Origin of the sequence: Arthrobacter sp. CDRTa11 (assembly GCF_026427775.1) — a bacterium.
Taxonomy (GTDB): domain Bacteria; phylum Actinomycetota; class Actinomycetes; order Actinomycetales; family Micrococcaceae; genus Arthrobacter.
Window position 1 is genome coordinate 785,770 of record NZ_CP044532.1, and the last position, 14,016, is coordinate 799,785.

14 protein-coding genes and 1 pseudogene are annotated in these 14,016 nt (G+C 64.1%); 6 read left to right on the forward strand and 9 right to left on the reverse strand.

Translation table 11 applies throughout. The features are described 5' to 3' along the window. Window positions 1-46 precede the first annotated feature (46 nt). Window positions 47-559: a glutathione peroxidase gene (locus F8G81_RS03705; protein ID WP_323809229.1), complete on the forward strand. Its 513-nt coding sequence runs from the start codon at window positions 47-49 to the stop codon at window positions 557-559. Between the two features lie 137 nt (window positions 560-696). After that, window positions 697-1,623: a phosphodiesterase gene (locus F8G81_RS03710; RefSeq protein ID WP_267277684.1), complete on the forward strand. Its 927-nt coding sequence runs from the start codon at window positions 697-699 to the stop codon at window positions 1,621-1,623. A 2-nt stretch (window positions 1,624-1,625) separates the two neighbouring features. Here F8G81_RS03710 and F8G81_RS03715 read toward each other — a convergent pair whose 3' ends face one another. Together F8G81_RS03715 and F8G81_RS03720 are read right to left on the reverse strand one after the other, a co-directional pair. Next, complete coding sequence (locus tag F8G81_RS03715; RefSeq protein WP_416377127.1) at window positions 1,626-3,041, reverse strand: stealth family protein; 1,416 nt, start codon at window positions 3,039-3,041, stop codon at window positions 1,626-1,628. A 282-nt stretch (window positions 3,042-3,323) separates the two neighbouring features. Then, entirely contained in the window at window positions 3,324-4,250 is a 927-nt protein-coding gene (locus tag F8G81_RS03720; protein ID WP_267277685.1) for a hypothetical protein, read from the reverse strand. Between the two features lie 148 nt (window positions 4,251-4,398). Between F8G81_RS03720 and F8G81_RS03725 the strand changes: the two genes are divergently transcribed. Then, a complete protein-coding gene (locus tag F8G81_RS03725) occupies window positions 4,399-4,698 on the forward strand; it encodes a type II toxin-antitoxin system VapB family antitoxin (RefSeq protein ID WP_267277686.1) in 300 nt (99 codons plus the stop codon). After that, window positions 4,691-5,368 (forward strand): LytR C-terminal domain-containing protein, encoded by a 678-nt coding sequence (locus tag F8G81_RS03730; protein ID WP_267277687.1) that lies wholly within the window; start codon window positions 4,691-4,693, stop codon window positions 5,366-5,368. Before F8G81_RS03725 ends, F8G81_RS03730 begins: the two co-directional genes overlap by 8 nt. Window positions 5,369-5,387: 19 nt before the next feature. Here F8G81_RS03730 and F8G81_RS03735 read toward each other — a convergent pair whose 3' ends face one another. Beyond that, window positions 5,388-6,038, reverse strand: coding sequence for a TetR/AcrR family transcriptional regulator (locus F8G81_RS03735; RefSeq protein WP_267277688.1), 651 nt, complete (start codon window positions 6,036-6,038; stop codon window positions 5,388-5,390). Window positions 6,039-6,118: 80 nt separating this feature from the next. Then, window positions 6,119-6,817 carry a DsbA family oxidoreductase gene (locus F8G81_RS03740; RefSeq protein ID WP_267277689.1) on the reverse strand — a complete coding sequence of 233 codons (699 nt, stop codon included), beginning with the start codon at window positions 6,815-6,817 and terminating at the stop codon, window positions 6,119-6,121. 186 nt (window positions 6,818-7,003) lie between these two features. Between F8G81_RS03740 and F8G81_RS03745 the strand changes: the two genes are divergently transcribed. Beyond that, complete coding sequence (locus F8G81_RS03745) at window positions 7,004-8,065, forward strand: glycosyltransferase family 4 protein (RefSeq protein WP_267279110.1); 1,062 nt, start codon at window positions 7,004-7,006, stop codon at window positions 8,063-8,065. A gap of 10 nt (window positions 8,066-8,075) precedes the next feature. Here the strand turns inward: F8G81_RS03745 and F8G81_RS03750 are convergent. From F8G81_RS03750 to F8G81_RS03770, 5 genes and pseudogenes are all read right to left on the reverse strand, one after another. After that, window positions 8,076-8,406 (reverse strand): annotated as a pseudogene (locus F8G81_RS03750) (GNAT family N-acetyltransferase); the annotation flags it as partial. A gap of 92 nt (window positions 8,407-8,498) precedes the next feature. After that, window positions 8,499-9,494: a sugar phosphate isomerase/epimerase family protein gene (locus tag F8G81_RS03755; protein ID WP_267277690.1), complete on the reverse strand. Its 996-nt coding sequence runs from the start codon at window positions 9,492-9,494 to the stop codon at window positions 8,499-8,501. 1 nt (window position 9,495) lies between these two features. Beyond that, complete coding sequence (locus tag F8G81_RS03760; RefSeq protein WP_267279111.1) at window positions 9,496-10,707, reverse strand: Gfo/Idh/MocA family protein; 1,212 nt, start codon at window positions 10,705-10,707, stop codon at window positions 9,496-9,498. Window positions 10,708-10,766: 59 nt separating this feature from the next. After that, entirely contained in the window at window positions 10,767-11,900 is a 1,134-nt protein-coding gene (locus tag F8G81_RS03765) for a Gfo/Idh/MocA family protein (RefSeq protein WP_416377100.1), read from the reverse strand. After that, a complete protein-coding gene (locus F8G81_RS03770) occupies window positions 11,897-12,649 on the reverse strand; it encodes a sugar phosphate isomerase/epimerase family protein (RefSeq protein WP_267277691.1) in 753 nt (250 codons plus the stop codon). The genes F8G81_RS03765 and F8G81_RS03770 overlap by 4 nt, the downstream gene beginning before the upstream one ends. Window positions 12,650-12,788: 139 nt before the next feature. Here F8G81_RS03770 and F8G81_RS03775 point away from each other — a divergent pair, with 139 nt between their 5' ends. After that, a complete protein-coding gene (locus F8G81_RS03775) occupies window positions 12,789-14,000 on the forward strand; it encodes an ROK family transcriptional regulator (RefSeq protein WP_267277692.1) in 1,212 nt (403 codons plus the stop codon). The last annotated feature ends 16 nt before the right edge of the window (window positions 14,001-14,016 follow it).

The following is a 14,016-nucleotide window of genomic DNA, read 5'->3' on the forward strand; positions in this document are numbered from 1 at the left end:
AGTTGGCAACGTATCTCCGGCATCACCAACTTTTCGAGGACCGCCCGTGACTTCCCTGTACTCCATTCCCCTCACCCTCAACGACGGCACCATAACTGACTTCGGCCGCTTCAAGGGGGATGTTGTGATGGTGGTTAACGTCGCCTCGAAGTGTGGCTTCACGGCCCAGTACGCAGGCCTTGAGACCCTCTACGAAAAGTTCCAGGACCGCGGCTTCGCAATTTTGGGCGTCCCATGCAACCAGTTCGCGGGCCAGGAACCAGCCAGCGATGCTGAGATCGCGGAGTTCTGCCAGCGGAACTTTGGCGTCACCTTCCCCCTGACGGAAAAGGCGAATGTGCGTGGCAAGGACCAGCACCCGCTGTACGCGGAGCTCACCAAGTTCAAGTCCGGCGTCCTGCCCGGGCTGGTGAAATGGAACTTCGAGAAGTTCCTGGTCAACCGCGACGGCGAGGTGGTTGCCCGCTTCGCTCCCGCCGTCGAACCGGACTCGGCGGAGGTCATCGACGCGATCGAGAAGGCCCTCGGGTCTGCGAGGCCGGATAGTCCGTCTGCATAAAACGCTGAGGGTAATTCTTTTACCTTTTTTCAACTTGGCCGCGGCAATTTACCCAAAGTTTGCCCAATGTCTGATTGGATAAAGATAACTGATAGGTAGAAGGGAAACGCCGTTTCCCACCGACCACAGAGGCAGCAATGGAGCACATCGAGGCCGAACACCCCCGGCCACGCCACTTCCTACTCCACCTGAGCGATCCCCATCTGATGGGAGGTCCGGACCCCCTATACGGCGCCATAGACAGCGAAGCCAAACTCATCCAGCTTTTTGATGAAGTGCGTGCTTCCGGAGCCCAACCTGAAGCTGTGATTTTCACCGGGGACCTGGCGGACAAGGGTGATCCCGAAGCCTACGTGAAACTCAGGGCCATCGTGGACCCCGCCTGCGAGGAACTCGGCGCCAAGGTTATCTGGGCCATGGGAAACCACGACAACCGGGCAAACTTCCGCACAGCGCTGCTGGACCAGCCTGGAACCGACGCCCCGGTGGACCACAGCTACTTCATCAACGGCCTGCGCGTCATCACCATGGACACCTCCGTGCCAGGGTTCCACCACGGCGAGCTCGACGAAGCGCAGTTGGACTGGCTGGCCAATGAGCTGGACACCCCTGCCCCTGACGGAACCATCCTGGCGCTGCACCACCCGCCCGTCCCGTCTGTCCTGGACCTGTCCGTGCTGGTGGAGCTGCGGGACCAGGCGAACCTCGAGGCCGTAGTCCGCAATTCGGACGTGCGCACCATCCTGGCCGGTCACCTGCATTACTCCACCACGGCAAGCTTTGCCGGCATCCCTGTCTCGGTAGCTTCGGCCACCTGCTACACCCAGGACCTCAACGTTCCCGTCGGCGGCACCCGCGGGCGCGACGGCGGGCAGGCGTTCAACCTCGTTCACGTTTATGAGCACACCATCGTGCACTCGGTGGTCCCGCTGGGCAGCACGCCCACGGTGGGGGAGTACGTTACGCCGGAAGGGACGGCCGAGCGGTTGGCCGCAGCGGGCGTCCGCATCCCGGAGAACGCAAAGCCCAGGGGCACCAAGGTGGGGATCCGGTCAGCCGGTTAGGCTCAGATTTCCCACGGTGCCTTGATGGGGAAGTATTTCTCCAGGAAATCCGTCACCAGCTCCGCCCTTTCGTCTGCGGGGACTTCCGGGAAGCTTCCGTCATTCAGGCAGAAGAAGTCCATGTTCCGCTTGGCCAGAAGCTTGGGCAGGTAGTTCAGTCCTGCACGCATGGTGGTGTCTATGTAACGCACCTTTGCCGCTGTCTGCGTCACTGCCTGTCCGGTGAGGAGCGCGTAGTAGTGGTAGAGCGAGTTGGTGACGGAAATGTTGTCCGCGGCCCGGAATCGGCTGGCGGCCGTCTTCCTGAACTCCTCGGGGAACTCGCGCTCCATCTCTGACACCACGCTGCGCCTCAGCGGTGCAGCAGTGTGTTCCAGGTGACGGGTGGTGATGCGGCCGAACCTGTTCCACAGCAGCTTGCGGTTGACCCGGGCCGCATTTTCGAAGCCGCTGCGCTCGGCGTCGTTGTCGCCCAGCCCGATTCTGGTTTCAGCCTCAACGAACTTGGTGATGCCACCCGGCGTGAAAAACATGTCCGGGCTGACGGGCCGGCCAAAGAACATGTCGTCGTTGGAGTACAGGAAGTGCTCCGACAGCCCTTCGATGTTGTGCAGCTGGCATTCCACCGCCTGCGAGTTGTGCGTAGGAAGGACCGAGGGGTCGGAGAAGAATTCCTCGCTGCGGACAATCGTCACGGCCGGGTGCTCGGCGAGCCAGGCAGGTGCTGGTGAGTCCGTGGCAATAAAGATCCGCCGGATCCACGGCGCGAACATGTACACGGAGCGCAGGGCGTACTTGAGTTCGTCGATCTGCCGGAAGCGTGCCTCGTGGTCATCGCCTTCACCGAGCACCACGCCCTGCTGCTGGGCGCGGCGGGCAGCGATGTATTCGGGCGAGCTGCCATCCACCCAGGAAAACACGAGGTCGATGTCGAAGCTGATGTCGCTGGCGTGGTCAGCAAACATGTTCTCGATGGTGGGCCACGTGTGGCCGTAACGTTCCACAGTTCCGCGGACCGCGTCCTGGCTGAGCATGGTCCGCCGGGTCAGGGAATTCTCGATGGGCAGGATCACCTGGTTGCCCTCAAAGCTCCACAGCTCCAGCTGGACACCCGCCGATGACCCAAACTCGAAGCCGCCGTCGGGCTCCACGCGCGGGCGGTACAGGCGGAAGATGCGCGCCTGCCGGTTGGGCGAGAGCTCGCCGTCGGCAACGAGGACAAAGGACTTCTTCTTGGCGTCCACGGTCATCGAATAGACGGGCTCGTTGCGGCAGGCTTTTACCAGCGCATCCCGGAGCGTCTTCCGGTCCTTCCAATCAAGCGCGATCACCGGGCGGTCGCTGTTGCCCCGGACAAGGAGGTAGTCCAGGCCGGCGCCTGCGAGGACGTTGCGAAGGAACAGCAAATCCTCCACCATCGCCTGGTAGGGCGTCCGGTTGTGGTTGATCAGGGCATACCTGCCCTTATGCCGGACAACGTCGGGGCGGTGTTTGAGGCGCGCCTCAGCCGCCGGGGATGTCACCTCCGCGTGTACGCGCGCTTCTACGGACGCCTGGCTGCCGTAGTAAATCTCGTCCTGGACCGGTGCTTCTGTAATGGTTGTCTCCGTGCTGCTAAATCGTAAGCGTTCTTACCCTGCATAATAGCCCGGCATGGAAAACGGCAGGTTTCGAACGGGCCAACTGGCCGGGAAGGGGCCTCAGCCGATCAGGGCGTCGAGCCAGTCACGCAGGAACGCGCCCCCGGCGTCGTCATGAATGACGTCGGCGGCCAGTCCCAGGTCAGCGGCCGTCAGCACCGCGTACGGCTTTACGGGAACGCCGTCCGCGGGACGGACGTCAACGTGTTTAACGGCGTGGTCATTGTGGTGAAGCCAGTCTGCCATGGCGTAGTCCGTCCGGGAATCTCCCACCGTGCGCCAGGCCTGCGGGGTGATGCCTTGGGCGGCGAGAAGTTCCACTGCCCGGCTGGCCCCGAGATCCTTGCCCAGCCGTACGGATTCGATGTCCGTGGAAATGATGGTGGGGTCCACCCGGTAGTCCACTTCGTCGTCGGAATTGGGCGCGTGATGCTCCAGCCGAACCACACCCAGGCCGTGGCGCGCCATCAGGTGCATGGCATCGGAGTCGAAGAGCTTCTGTTCCGCCAGGTAGTCCGAGTTGGCCACCTCCACGTGCTGCTCCACGGACACCATGGCGCGCTTGGTCTCATCGAAGAACATGTGCGCGGCGTAGTCCTCTGCGACCAACCTGCGTATGTCGTCGCCGTAGGCCTTGGGTACCGCCAGTTCCCGGTCCACGTGGATGGGGCCGGGCCCTGCCGCTGTGTAACTGAACCACACAGCACCCTTCTCGCAGATGGCGTGGATGACTGTTTCCGAGGGCATTCCGGCGGCGATCATCGGCTCCATCACCTGGGTCCGGATGAACTCATCGGAGCGGCCGGTGTTGAAGATGACTGGGATGCCGGCAGCGGCAAGCGCTACCAGGTCAGAGATGATTTCCGGTTTTACGTCCCGGGTCACCGGGCTGGCCACGGGACCATCGACGTCGAGCAGGAGTGCCAGCGGCGGCGCGGAAGGCTGGCGAACGTCGGGTGTGCCGGCAGGAAAGTCGGTTGCAGTCATGGCTCCATTGTGTCAGCCGGGACCATGCGGACCTGTGTCACGGGCCGAAGCTCCGCGGGATGTGACAGATGGTCACCGTTTGGCTACAACCTTGGCACGCCACGATCCTGATCTTCTCTCAGACTGGGAAGCTGCCTAGGCTGGCAGGGTGATATTTAAAGCTGTGGGCGAGGGCCGCCCTTACCCCGACCATGGATACAGTTCGCCCAAAGAGTGGGCCGCGCTGCCGCCGCGTCCGGTCAGGCTGGACGAACTGGTGACCACCAAACGGACACTGGACCTTGAAGCTCTCCTGGCCGAGGACTCCACATTCTTCGGCGACCTCTTTCCACACGTGGTTCAGTTTCAGGGAACCCTGTATCTGGAGGACGGGCTGCACCGGGCCGTCCGCACAGCCCTCCACCAGCGGACCGCCATCCACGCCCGCGTGCTGGTCATAGATGGCTAGGACGCCCAAGGCCAAGGACCCCGCGGTACTGCACGGCCATCACGTAGTCACCGGCTCTGAACTTCGCGCCGCCTTTGAGGCCGGAGCGGATCCGGACAACCCGGTCCGGCTGCGCCGCAGGGTCCTGCACGGCGTGGTGCTGGTACTCCTCCTGGGGCTTATTGCCGCCGCCATCATCACCGCGACAGCCATCATCAGCGGGCAGTTGAAGCTTCCGGCGGCCGAAAGCAGCGAGGAGCCCGCTTCAGTCTGTCCGACAGCCACCTTTGACTACACCCCAAACGACAAGATCAACCTCAACGTCTACAACTCCACCAGCAGGCCCGGACTGGCCAGGACCGTCGCCGACGAGTTCCTCGCCCGGAAGTTCGTGGTGGGGGCGGTGGGCAACACCGACGCCGGCCACAGGGGAGTTGCAGCTGTGGTGTCAGGTGCGGCGGGCCAATCGGCGGCTTTCAGCGTCCAGCGCAACCTGCCTGGTTCGGACTACTACCAGGACGACCGCGCGGACGCGAGCGTGGATGTGATCGTTGCCGGAGACTTCAAGGAACTTGCAGCGGCGGAACTCGTGGACCAGACGCCCGGAACCCTCAGCTGCCCGCGTGAAAGCCGCCGCATCGCCGACGACGACAAGTATCCTGTTATGCCGACGGCGGGTGCAACGCCATAACGCTTGTGCCGGTAACGGCCTAGCCGGTCACGGCAGGAAGCTGGTCCACGCGGACTGGGCGGCCGTCGTCGTCGAACCTTGCTCCGGCACCCAGTTGGATAAAACGGACTGTCCGGGCGATCCGGCCTTCAAGTTCCCCCGGCTCATCGCTGCCGCGGGCGGCGCTGGAGGAGAGGGTGCCGTGGATCAGTTTCGCCTGCTCGCCGACATCGGCCACCGGCAGATACCCCTGTTTCATGCCGTCACTGAGGATGCCCTGCAGCAGGACGCTGAGCTCGCCCACATGGTCCGCCAGTTTGGCGAAGGACGACGGCGACATCACCGCCGCCATGGCCGGCCCCGGCGGGAGGTGGCGGCGGCTCAGGTCCTCGACCTGGGAGCGCACGTACAGCGCCAGCCGTTCCACGGGGTTGTCCAGGCGATCCAAGGCCTCCCGCAATTCGGCGAGGAACCGTTCGGTCTCATCCAGGGCATACGCAATCAGCAGTTCTTCGATGTCCGCAAAGTAGTTGTAGACCGCTGTCCGTCCCACCCCGGCGTGCCGGGCGACGTCGGTCATGGTCAGGCCAGGCAGCCCATGCGTGAACAGCAGCTCACCGAATGCCGTGAGGATGCGACGCTGCGTCTCGGCGCGTTGCGCGGCGTTACTGGCCGCCGAAATCCTGGGCATGCAGACACTTTACCGCCGTGTGTCAGTAAACCAGCAGTTGATACTGCATGCTCGCGCGCCGCGGGAGGGGCGGCGCAGGGTCAGACGGCGCAGCCGTCCGGGCCGCAGGAGTCCCCGCCGCCGGTGTTGACCAGAACCAGCGGATGGCTTTCCTGCCAGGCCTGGTTGAGGGCGGCGGTGAACGTCTCAGCAGGTTGGGCGCCGGACAGGCCGAACTTCCGGTCGATAACAAAGAACGGGACCCCGGTGACGCCCAGGGCGCGGGCTTCCCGGAAATCGTTCCGGACGTCGTCGGCGTACTTGTCAGTGGAGAACAATTCAGCCACCTCGGCAGCATCCAGGCCCAGGTCCTCGCCCAGTCCAGTCAGGTACTCCTGGTTGCCGATGTCCTTGCCAAGTTCGAAATGGTCGCTGAGCAAGCGCTCCTTGGCTGCGTCCTGCGCGCCGTGGGCTGCCGCCAGGTGAATCAGGCGGTGGGCCGTGAAGCTGTTGGCCACCACAACGTTGTCGAAGTCATAATTGAGGCCTTCCGACCGGGCCTGGACGGCCACATGGTCAAACATCTGCCTGACCTGTTGCGGCGCCAGCCCTTTCCGGGTGCTCAGATAATCCAGCTCGGTGCCGTCGTAGTGCTCGGGGAGCGTGGGATCCAGCTGGTAGCTGCGCCATTGGACGTCCACCGAGTCCCGGTGCGGGAACTCGGCCAGGGCAGCCTCAAACCGGCGCTTGCCGATGTAGCACCACGGGCACGCGACGTCTGACCAGATCTCAATCTTCATGACTGGTTCAACTCCCGCGTCCCGGCCGCCATTCCGGGCAGGAGTGTCGGTTGCGTCACATTTTGGCCTTGTCTTGCGACCGTTTTCGGACCATAGTCAAAGCACAGGTTATGCAGAGGCCTTTCAGAATTAACTGGACGCTTGGCCACAGGGGGAGCCTGGCCTGTCACCCTCCTGGAGGTCTGGATGCGGATAGGGCTGATTGCAGGACCATGGATTCCTGTACCGCCGGTCACCTATGGCGGCATAGAAAGAGTTGTGGATCACCTTGCACGCGGGTTTGCGGACGCAGGCCATGAGGTCCTGTTGGCCGTCTCCTCCGACAGCGAGTGCCCGGTACCCCGGGTTCCCGGCATGGCCCCGTCCGACCCCGAAGAAGTGGGCACCACCGTCTCGGAACTGAGCCACGTCATTAAGGCCTACAAGGGTGTGCAGGGCGTGGACATCATCCACGACCACACCCTGGCCGGGCCGTTCTGCCCCTTCCGGCCGCCAGGAACCCCCGTAGTCACCACCATCCACGGACTGCTCACCCCCGCCGTCGCGGAGATCTACCGGGCCGCCAGCGCCAACACCTCGATCATCGCCATCTCCCATGATCAGACCTCCCACGCCCCCGATATCCCGGTAGCGAAAGTGATCCACCATGGAATGGACCTCTCCTCTGTCCCGGCAGGCAGCGGGAGTGGCGGCTACCTGTGCTTTGTGGGCCGAATGTGTCCGGACAAGGGAGTCATGGAAGCCATCGACCTGGCGCGGAAAGCGCGGATGCCGCTGAAAATTGCGGCCAAGATGCGCGAAGCCGAGGAACTGCGCTACTTCCGCGACGTCATCAAACCGCTGCTGGGAACCAACGAGGAGTTCGTGGGCGAAATCGGTGACGCCGAAAAATACCATCTCATGGGCGAAGCGGTGGCCTTCCTTAATCCCATCCAGTGGTCAGAGCCTTTTGGCCTGGTCATGATCGAATCCCTTGCCACCGGCACGCCGGTAGTGGGTACCCCCATAGGTTCCGCCCCCGAGATAGTGGAGCACGGACGGACAGGCTACCTGGCAGCCACCGACAAACTGGCGGACCTGGTTCCGGCGGCCGCCAGCCTGGACAGGGCGGCATGCCGGGCCAGCGTACAGGAACGCTTCAGCGCTGAACGTATGGTTGCGGACCACCTTGACCTTTTCGAACAGCTCCTTGAAGGGAAGCCGGCTGCGGGCGTTCCCAATCCTGTTGGCTTGCACCAGAACCGTTAGGAGCCTGGCCCAGCGTGCGCTCCATGACAAAGTCATGTTCCAGCGAGTTTCCCAGCCGGAAAGACTTGGTCCCCACTGTGCGGAATCCCGACTTCTCATAGAAGCGGATGGCACGGACGTTCTGGCTGTTGACGCCCAACTTCGGCGTCGATCACCAGCACGGTGACGTCAGGATCCGCCAGGTATGCCTGGAAATGGCGCTCGCTGAGTGTGTTGGCCAGATGCGCGGAAATGTCCTCAGGAGACGCCGACGGCGGGCACGCCAGCGGAAAGGTGACTTCCGCCAGCCGGGCCAGCGCGCCGGCGTCGTCCGCTGTTGCTTTCCGAACGGTGTGGGGCATGTTCCAACCCTTCAGCCCCGCTGAGTTTTTGTCCATCTGTGGCGACTTTGAGCCCCGGCAAAGTCGCCGCATCTGGACAAAAACTCTTCAGATTACTGCTTGAAGGCGGCGTCGAAAGAGGTGCTCGACGGCGGGAAGTCGAACTTTTTGAGGGCGGCGAGGGCTTCGGGGGCGCCGTGCAGCCGGTCCATGCCGGCGTCTTCCCATTCAACCGAGATGGGTCCGTCATAGCCGATGGCGGCGAGCGCGCGGAAGGACGATTCCCAGGGCACATCGCCGCGGCCGGCGGAGACGAAGTCCCAGCCTCTGCGCGGATCACCCCAGGGCAGGTGGGAGCCCATAACGGTGTTCCGGCCCGTGGGGCGGAGCTTGGTGTCCTTGCAGTCCACGTGGTAGATCCGGTCCTTGAAGTCCCAGATGAACGAGACGGGGTCGATGCCCTGCCACATCATGTGGGACGGGTCCCAGTTCAGGCCGAATGCTTCGCGGTGGCCGATCGCTTCGAGGGTGCGGACGGTGGTCCAGTAGTCGTAGGCGATCTCGCTGGGGTGGACTTCGTGGGCGAAGCGGACCCGGCATTCGTCGAAGACGTCCAGGATGGGGTTCCAGCGGTCCGCGAAGTCCTGGTAGCCGGCGTCGATGACCTTTTCCGGGACGGGCGGGAACATGGCCACGTACTGCCAGATCGAGGACCCGGTGAACCCGACGACGGTGTCCACGCCCAGTGCCTGGGCGAGCCGGGCGGTGTGTTTCATTTCCTCGGCGGCGCGGGTGCGGACGCCTTCGGGGTCGCCGTCGCCCCACACCTTGGCTCCCACGATTCCTTCATGGCGGAAGTCGATGGGGTCATCGCAGACGGCCTGGCCCTTGAGGTGGTTGGAGATGGCCCAGACCTTGAGGTTGTACTTTTCCAGGACCGCGAGCTTGGAGTCCACGTAGCCTGGTTCGTCCCAGCGCCAGGCGTCCAGGTGGTCGCCGGAGACGGCGATTTCGAGTCCGTCGTAGCCCCAGCCGGAGGCAAGGCGGGCGACTTCCTCGAACGGGAGGTCGGCCCACTGGCCGGTGAACAGGGTGTACGGGCGGGGCATGTCAGGCTCCTTCAGTCGGGACGGTTTCGGACAGGGCTGTGTAGTTGCTGGCTGTTTCAGTCGTGGCTGGCGCCACGTTGATGATGGAACCCTTCGCAGCGGACGATTCTTCAATTGCCGCCAGGACTCGCTGGACGGCCAGGCCATCCTCGAACGACGGCGAAGGCTGGGTTCCGCCGTCGATGGCCAGCAGGAAGTCACGGATCTCGTGGGTGAATGTGTGCTCCCAGCCGATGATGTGGCCCTGCGGCCACCACGCCTCAAGATAGGGGTGCTCCGGCTCGTTGACCAGGATCCGGCGGAAGCCCTGCTCGCGGACGGGGGCGGTGGCGTCCAGGAACCCGAGTTCGTTCAGGTTCTCCAGATCAAAGAGGATGGCGCCCTTGTCGCCGTAAATTTCCAGCTTCAGTGAATTCTTCTGGCCGGTGGCCACGCGCGAGACCTCCACCGAGGCAATGGCCCCGGAGGCCAGGGACAACGTTGCCCAGGCGGCGTCGTCGACCGTTACTTCCTCCGGGCCAGCCGCCCCGGGACGGCTGGTAGTGAAGGTGTGGGTGCGGCCCGAAACCTCCCTAACGCTATCTCCAAGCAGGAACATGACCTGGTCTATGGCGTGCGAAGCGATGTCCCCCAGGGCGCCCGAGCCGGCGCTTTCCTTCTTCAGCCGCCAGGTCATGGGGGCAGTCTCATCCGCGAGCCAGTCCTGGAGGTAGGCGGCGCGCACGTGCCGGATGACGCCCAGCCGGCCCTCGGCGATCAGCTCCTTCGCCAGGGCCAGCGCCGGAACCCGGCGGTAATTGAAACCCACCATGGACTGCACACCGTGTGCCCTGGCAGCCTGGGCCGCAGCCGTCATGGATTCGGCCTCGGCCAGGGTGTTGGCGAGCGGCTTTTCCAGGAGTACGTGCTTCCCGGCCTCCAGGGCAGCGGTGGCAATCTCGGCGTGCAGCCATCCCGGCGCACAAATATCCACAATGTGGATGTCATCCCGTTCGATCACCGTGCGCCAGTCCGTTGCGGTTTCGGCCCAGCCGTACTTCGCCGCGGCTTCCTTCACTCCGGCGGCGTCCCGGCCGACAAGGACCTTCTGTTCGAACGCCGGTACATCAAAGTAGCTGCCTACGTTCCGCCAGGCGTTCGAATGGGCCTTGCCCATAAAGGCGTAGCCAACCATGGCCACGCCCAGCGGCTGATCATCCCGGCGTGAGGGCATGGTGGGTTCCGTTTGCGGACGGTTGGTGCTGCGTTCCTGTGGGGTCATGGTGCGTTTTCCTAGAGGGTTTTGGTTTCTGGTGCCCAGTCTTCGGGGAGGGCAGGAGAGGCGGGGGCGGTGCTTTCGACGTTGATGAAGGTGCCGGATTCGATGGACTCGGTGATGGAGACCATGGTGTCCAGGACGTGGTACGCGAGGCCGCCGGTGGCGCGGTGCGGGACACCGGCGCGGAGGGAGCGGGCCATGTCCAGGACGCCCATGCCGCGGCCGTTCGCCGGGCCGGTTGCCGGGATGGTGGTCCAGTCTTCGTCCCCGGTGCGCCAGAGTCTGATGTCGCCGTCGAAATAGTTCGGGTCAGGCAGGGAGATGGTGGCTTCCGTGCCGGTGATCTCCACGAAGCCCATCCGTTGGCGGGGGGATTCGAAGGAGAAGACGCTGTGGGAGGAGGCGCCGTTCTCGAATTGGGCCATCGCGGAGACATGGGTGGGTACTTCGACGGTGAACTCTTCGCCTGCTTTGGGTCCGGAGCCGATGACGCGGATGTCTTTGGCTTTGGAGCCGACGGCGGCGACTTTCCGGATGGAGCCGAAGGCCTGGATCAGGGTGGTGAGGTAGTACGGGCCCATGTCGAAGAGCGGGCCGGCGCCGTGTTGGAAGAGGAACGCCGGGTTGGGGTGCCAGGATTCCGGGCCGGGGGTCTGGAAGGTGGTCATGGCGGTGAGCGGCGTGCCGATGTCGCCGCGCTGGATCAGGCGCAGGGCTGTTTGGAGGCCGGCGCCGAGGAACGTGTCGGGGGCGCAGCCCAGCCGGATCCCCGCGGCGTCCGCGGTTTTGAGCAGCCCCAGCCCGGATTCACGGTCCAGGGAGAAGGGCTTTTCAGTCCAGACGTGCTTTCCCGCGTTGACCGCGGCGGTGGCGACTTCGACGTGGGCGGCGGGGATGGTGAGGTTAACGATGATTTCGACGTCGGGATGGTTCAGCGCCGCGTCCACCCCGCCGAACTCGGGGATGCCGTATTCGGTGGCCCGCGCTTGAGCGGTGTCTTCGAAGAGGTCAGCGATGACGTGAACTTTCAGGTCCGGGAAGCCGGTCAGGTTGTCCAGGTACTGCTTGCTGATGTTCCCGGCACCGATCACGGCGACGCCCACCGGGCCGCGGCCGGTGCCTGTGCCGGCCATCCCTGTGCCGGTCATGCCAGCTCTCCTGCGTTCACGGCAGCGGTCTGGAGGTAGGCCAGGCTTTGGGCGATGCCGTCGAAGATGTCGCCGGCGTAGTCATCGAACTCCACCACCCCTACCTCCAGGGAAGCGGCGGCGTTGATGACGTCCAGGACTGCGACCTTGCCTTGGCCGGCGGGTTGCTGGGCCTTCGTGTCGGTGTTCAGCGGGCCGTCCTTGATGTGGATGAACTTCACCCGGTCACCCAGCTTGGTGAGAATGTCCACGGGGTCCTGCCCGCCGACGGCCACCCAGTAGGTGTCCACCTCCAGCACGAGTTCAGGGTCCAGCAGGTCCGCAAAGTACTCCAGGGCGGTGCGGCCCTCAATGATCGACTCCAGCTCCCATTGGTGGTTGTGGTAGCCGACCCGGATGCCGTATTCCGCACCTTTTTTCGCTGCAGCGTTGAGCGCTGCCGCGGTGGCCTGGATGTCTTCGGCCGTCTGCCAGCGCTCCGCCGGGATGAACGGATCGATCACCGTGCTGATGCCGAGTTCCTTCGCCGCGGCAAAGATTTCGTCCTGGTCCTGGCTGAGCAGCGGTGCATGCCCGGAGGGTGCGGTCAGGCCGTTCTCCCGCAGCGCCGCGCCGAGTTCCTTTGCAGTAGCGACAAAGTTGTACGGCTCCACCTGCGTGAAACCAATCTCCGCGACCCTCCGGATGGTGCCGGCCAGGTCCTCCTGGATGGCGTTGCGCAGCGTGTAGAGCTGAAGTGAATACGTCATATTCGTGGTTCTCCTGAAGTGCAGTTGGTTTCCCCTAAAGCTAGAACCACTTTTACCGAGCGTCAAGCAAAAGTTGAATGATGGGCATCAATCTTACTTCGAGGTGACAGGCAGAAGAATCGTGTGTTATCCATAAACAATGAGCATCACCTCCCGTACCGCGCCTGCCAACCCTGATAGCGGCGGCAGTCTGGCGCGCGCCGGTGACCTCTTCCAGCTCCTGCGCGACGGCAAGGCGCGGACCCGGGCCGAACTGGCGCTGACAACCGGCCTCGCCCGTTCCACCGTCGCTGCACGCATCGATGCCCTCATCGCGTCCGGCCTTATTGCCGCGGCGGGGGAGGCGAACTCCAGCGGCGGCAGGCCGCCGTCGCGCTTTGCCTTCAACCCGGCGGCGCGTGCCGTCCTTGCCGTGGACGTCGGGGCCACCCATGTCATCGTGGCCCTCACCGATCTCAGCGGAGCAGTCCTGGCCGAACAGCGCCTGGTCCAGGACGTTGCCGACGGTCCGGAAACGGTTTTGGGCCGGGTGGTTGCCGAAGGGCTCTCACTCCTGGCAAAGGCTGGCCGGAGCATCAGTGACCTTGCCGGCGTCGGGATCGGTTTGCCGGGTCCCGTCGAGCACGCCACCGGACGGCCCGTGAAGCCGCCCATCATGCCGGGTTGGGATGGGTTCGACGTGGTCAGCTATGTCCAGCGTTCCCTGCCGGGGCCTGTTCTGGTGGACAACGACGTGAACATCATGGCTTTGGGCGAGCGCAGTGCGCATTGGCCGGAACACCAGAATTTTGTGTTTATTAAGGTTGCCACAGGGATCGGTTCAGGCATCATCAGCAACGGCGAGCTGCAGCGCGGGGCCAATGGCACCGCCGGCGATCTTGGCCATGTCCGCGTTCCCCGCGGAGACGATGTGCTCTGCCGGTGCGGGAACCATGGCTGCCTGGAAGCTCTCGCGTCCGGGCCGGCGCTTGCCGCAGACCTGACGCGTCAGGGAGTGCCCGCCTCGAAGGGCAGCGACGTGCTGCGCCTTGTGGCGGAGGGAAACCTGCCGGCCATCCAGGCGCTGCGCCAGGCCGGGCGGGACGTGGGGGATGTCCTGGCTACTGTGGTGAACCTGCTGAACCCGTCCGTCATAGTTATTGGCGGAAGCCTGGGCCAGGCGGGAGAGCATTTGATGGCGGGCATCCGGGAAGTTGTTTACCGGCGTTCACTTCCGCTGGCTACAACCCACTTGCGGATTGCCCTCTCCAGAGCGGGGGACCAGGCCGCGATTTTCGGCGCGAGCCAAATGGTCACCCAGCATGTGTTGTCACCGGCGGCAATTGAGTCCACGCTCCAGGCGGCCGGCTAGAGCTCTTGTCAGGTTT

What these genes read in the sequence shown, in the direction of transcription:
- F8G81_RS03770 (WP_267277691.1), bottom strand. Translation starts at nt 12,649, where the DNA reads ATGACGTATTCACTTCAGCTCTACACGCTGCGCAACGCCATCCAGGAG.
- F8G81_RS03730 (WP_267277687.1), top strand. Translation starts at nt 4,691, where the DNA reads ATGGCTAGGACGCCCAAGGCCAAGGACCCCGCGGTACTGCACGGCCAT.
- F8G81_RS03775 (WP_267277692.1), top strand. Translation starts at nt 12,789, where the DNA reads ATGAGCATCACCTCCCGTACCGCGCCTGCCAACCCTGATAGCGGCGGC.
- F8G81_RS03760 (WP_267279111.1), bottom strand. Translation starts at nt 10,707, where the DNA reads ATGCCCTCACGCCGGGATGATCAGCCGCTGGGCGTGGCCATGGTTGGC.
- F8G81_RS03755 (WP_267277690.1), bottom strand. Translation starts at nt 9,494, where the DNA reads ATGCCCCGCCCGTACACCCTGTTCACCGGCCAGTGGGCCGACCTCCCG.
- F8G81_RS03765 (WP_416377100.1), bottom strand. Translation starts at nt 11,900, where the DNA reads ATGACCGGCACAGGGATGGCCGGCACAGGCACCGGCCGCGGCCCGGTG.
- F8G81_RS03745 (WP_267279110.1), top strand. Translation starts at nt 7,004, where the DNA reads ATGCGGATAGGGCTGATTGCAGGACCATGGATTCCTGTACCGCCGGTC.
- F8G81_RS03715 (WP_416377127.1), bottom strand. Translation starts at nt 3,041, where the DNA reads ATGGTGGAGGATTTGCTGTTCCTTCGCAACGTCCTCGCAGGCGCCGGC.
- F8G81_RS03710 (WP_267277684.1), top strand. Translation starts at nt 697, where the DNA reads ATGGAGCACATCGAGGCCGAACACCCCCGGCCACGCCACTTCCTACTC.
- F8G81_RS03740 (WP_267277689.1), bottom strand. Translation starts at nt 6,817, where the DNA reads ATGAAGATTGAGATCTGGTCAGACGTCGCGTGCCCGTGGTGCTACATC.
- F8G81_RS03735 (WP_267277688.1), bottom strand. Translation starts at nt 6,038, where the DNA reads ATGCCCAGGATTTCGGCGGCCAGTAACGCCGCGCAACGCGCCGAGACG.
- F8G81_RS03720 (WP_267277685.1), bottom strand. Translation starts at nt 4,250, where the DNA reads ATGACTGCAACCGACTTTCCTGCCGGCACACCCGACGTTCGCCAGCCT.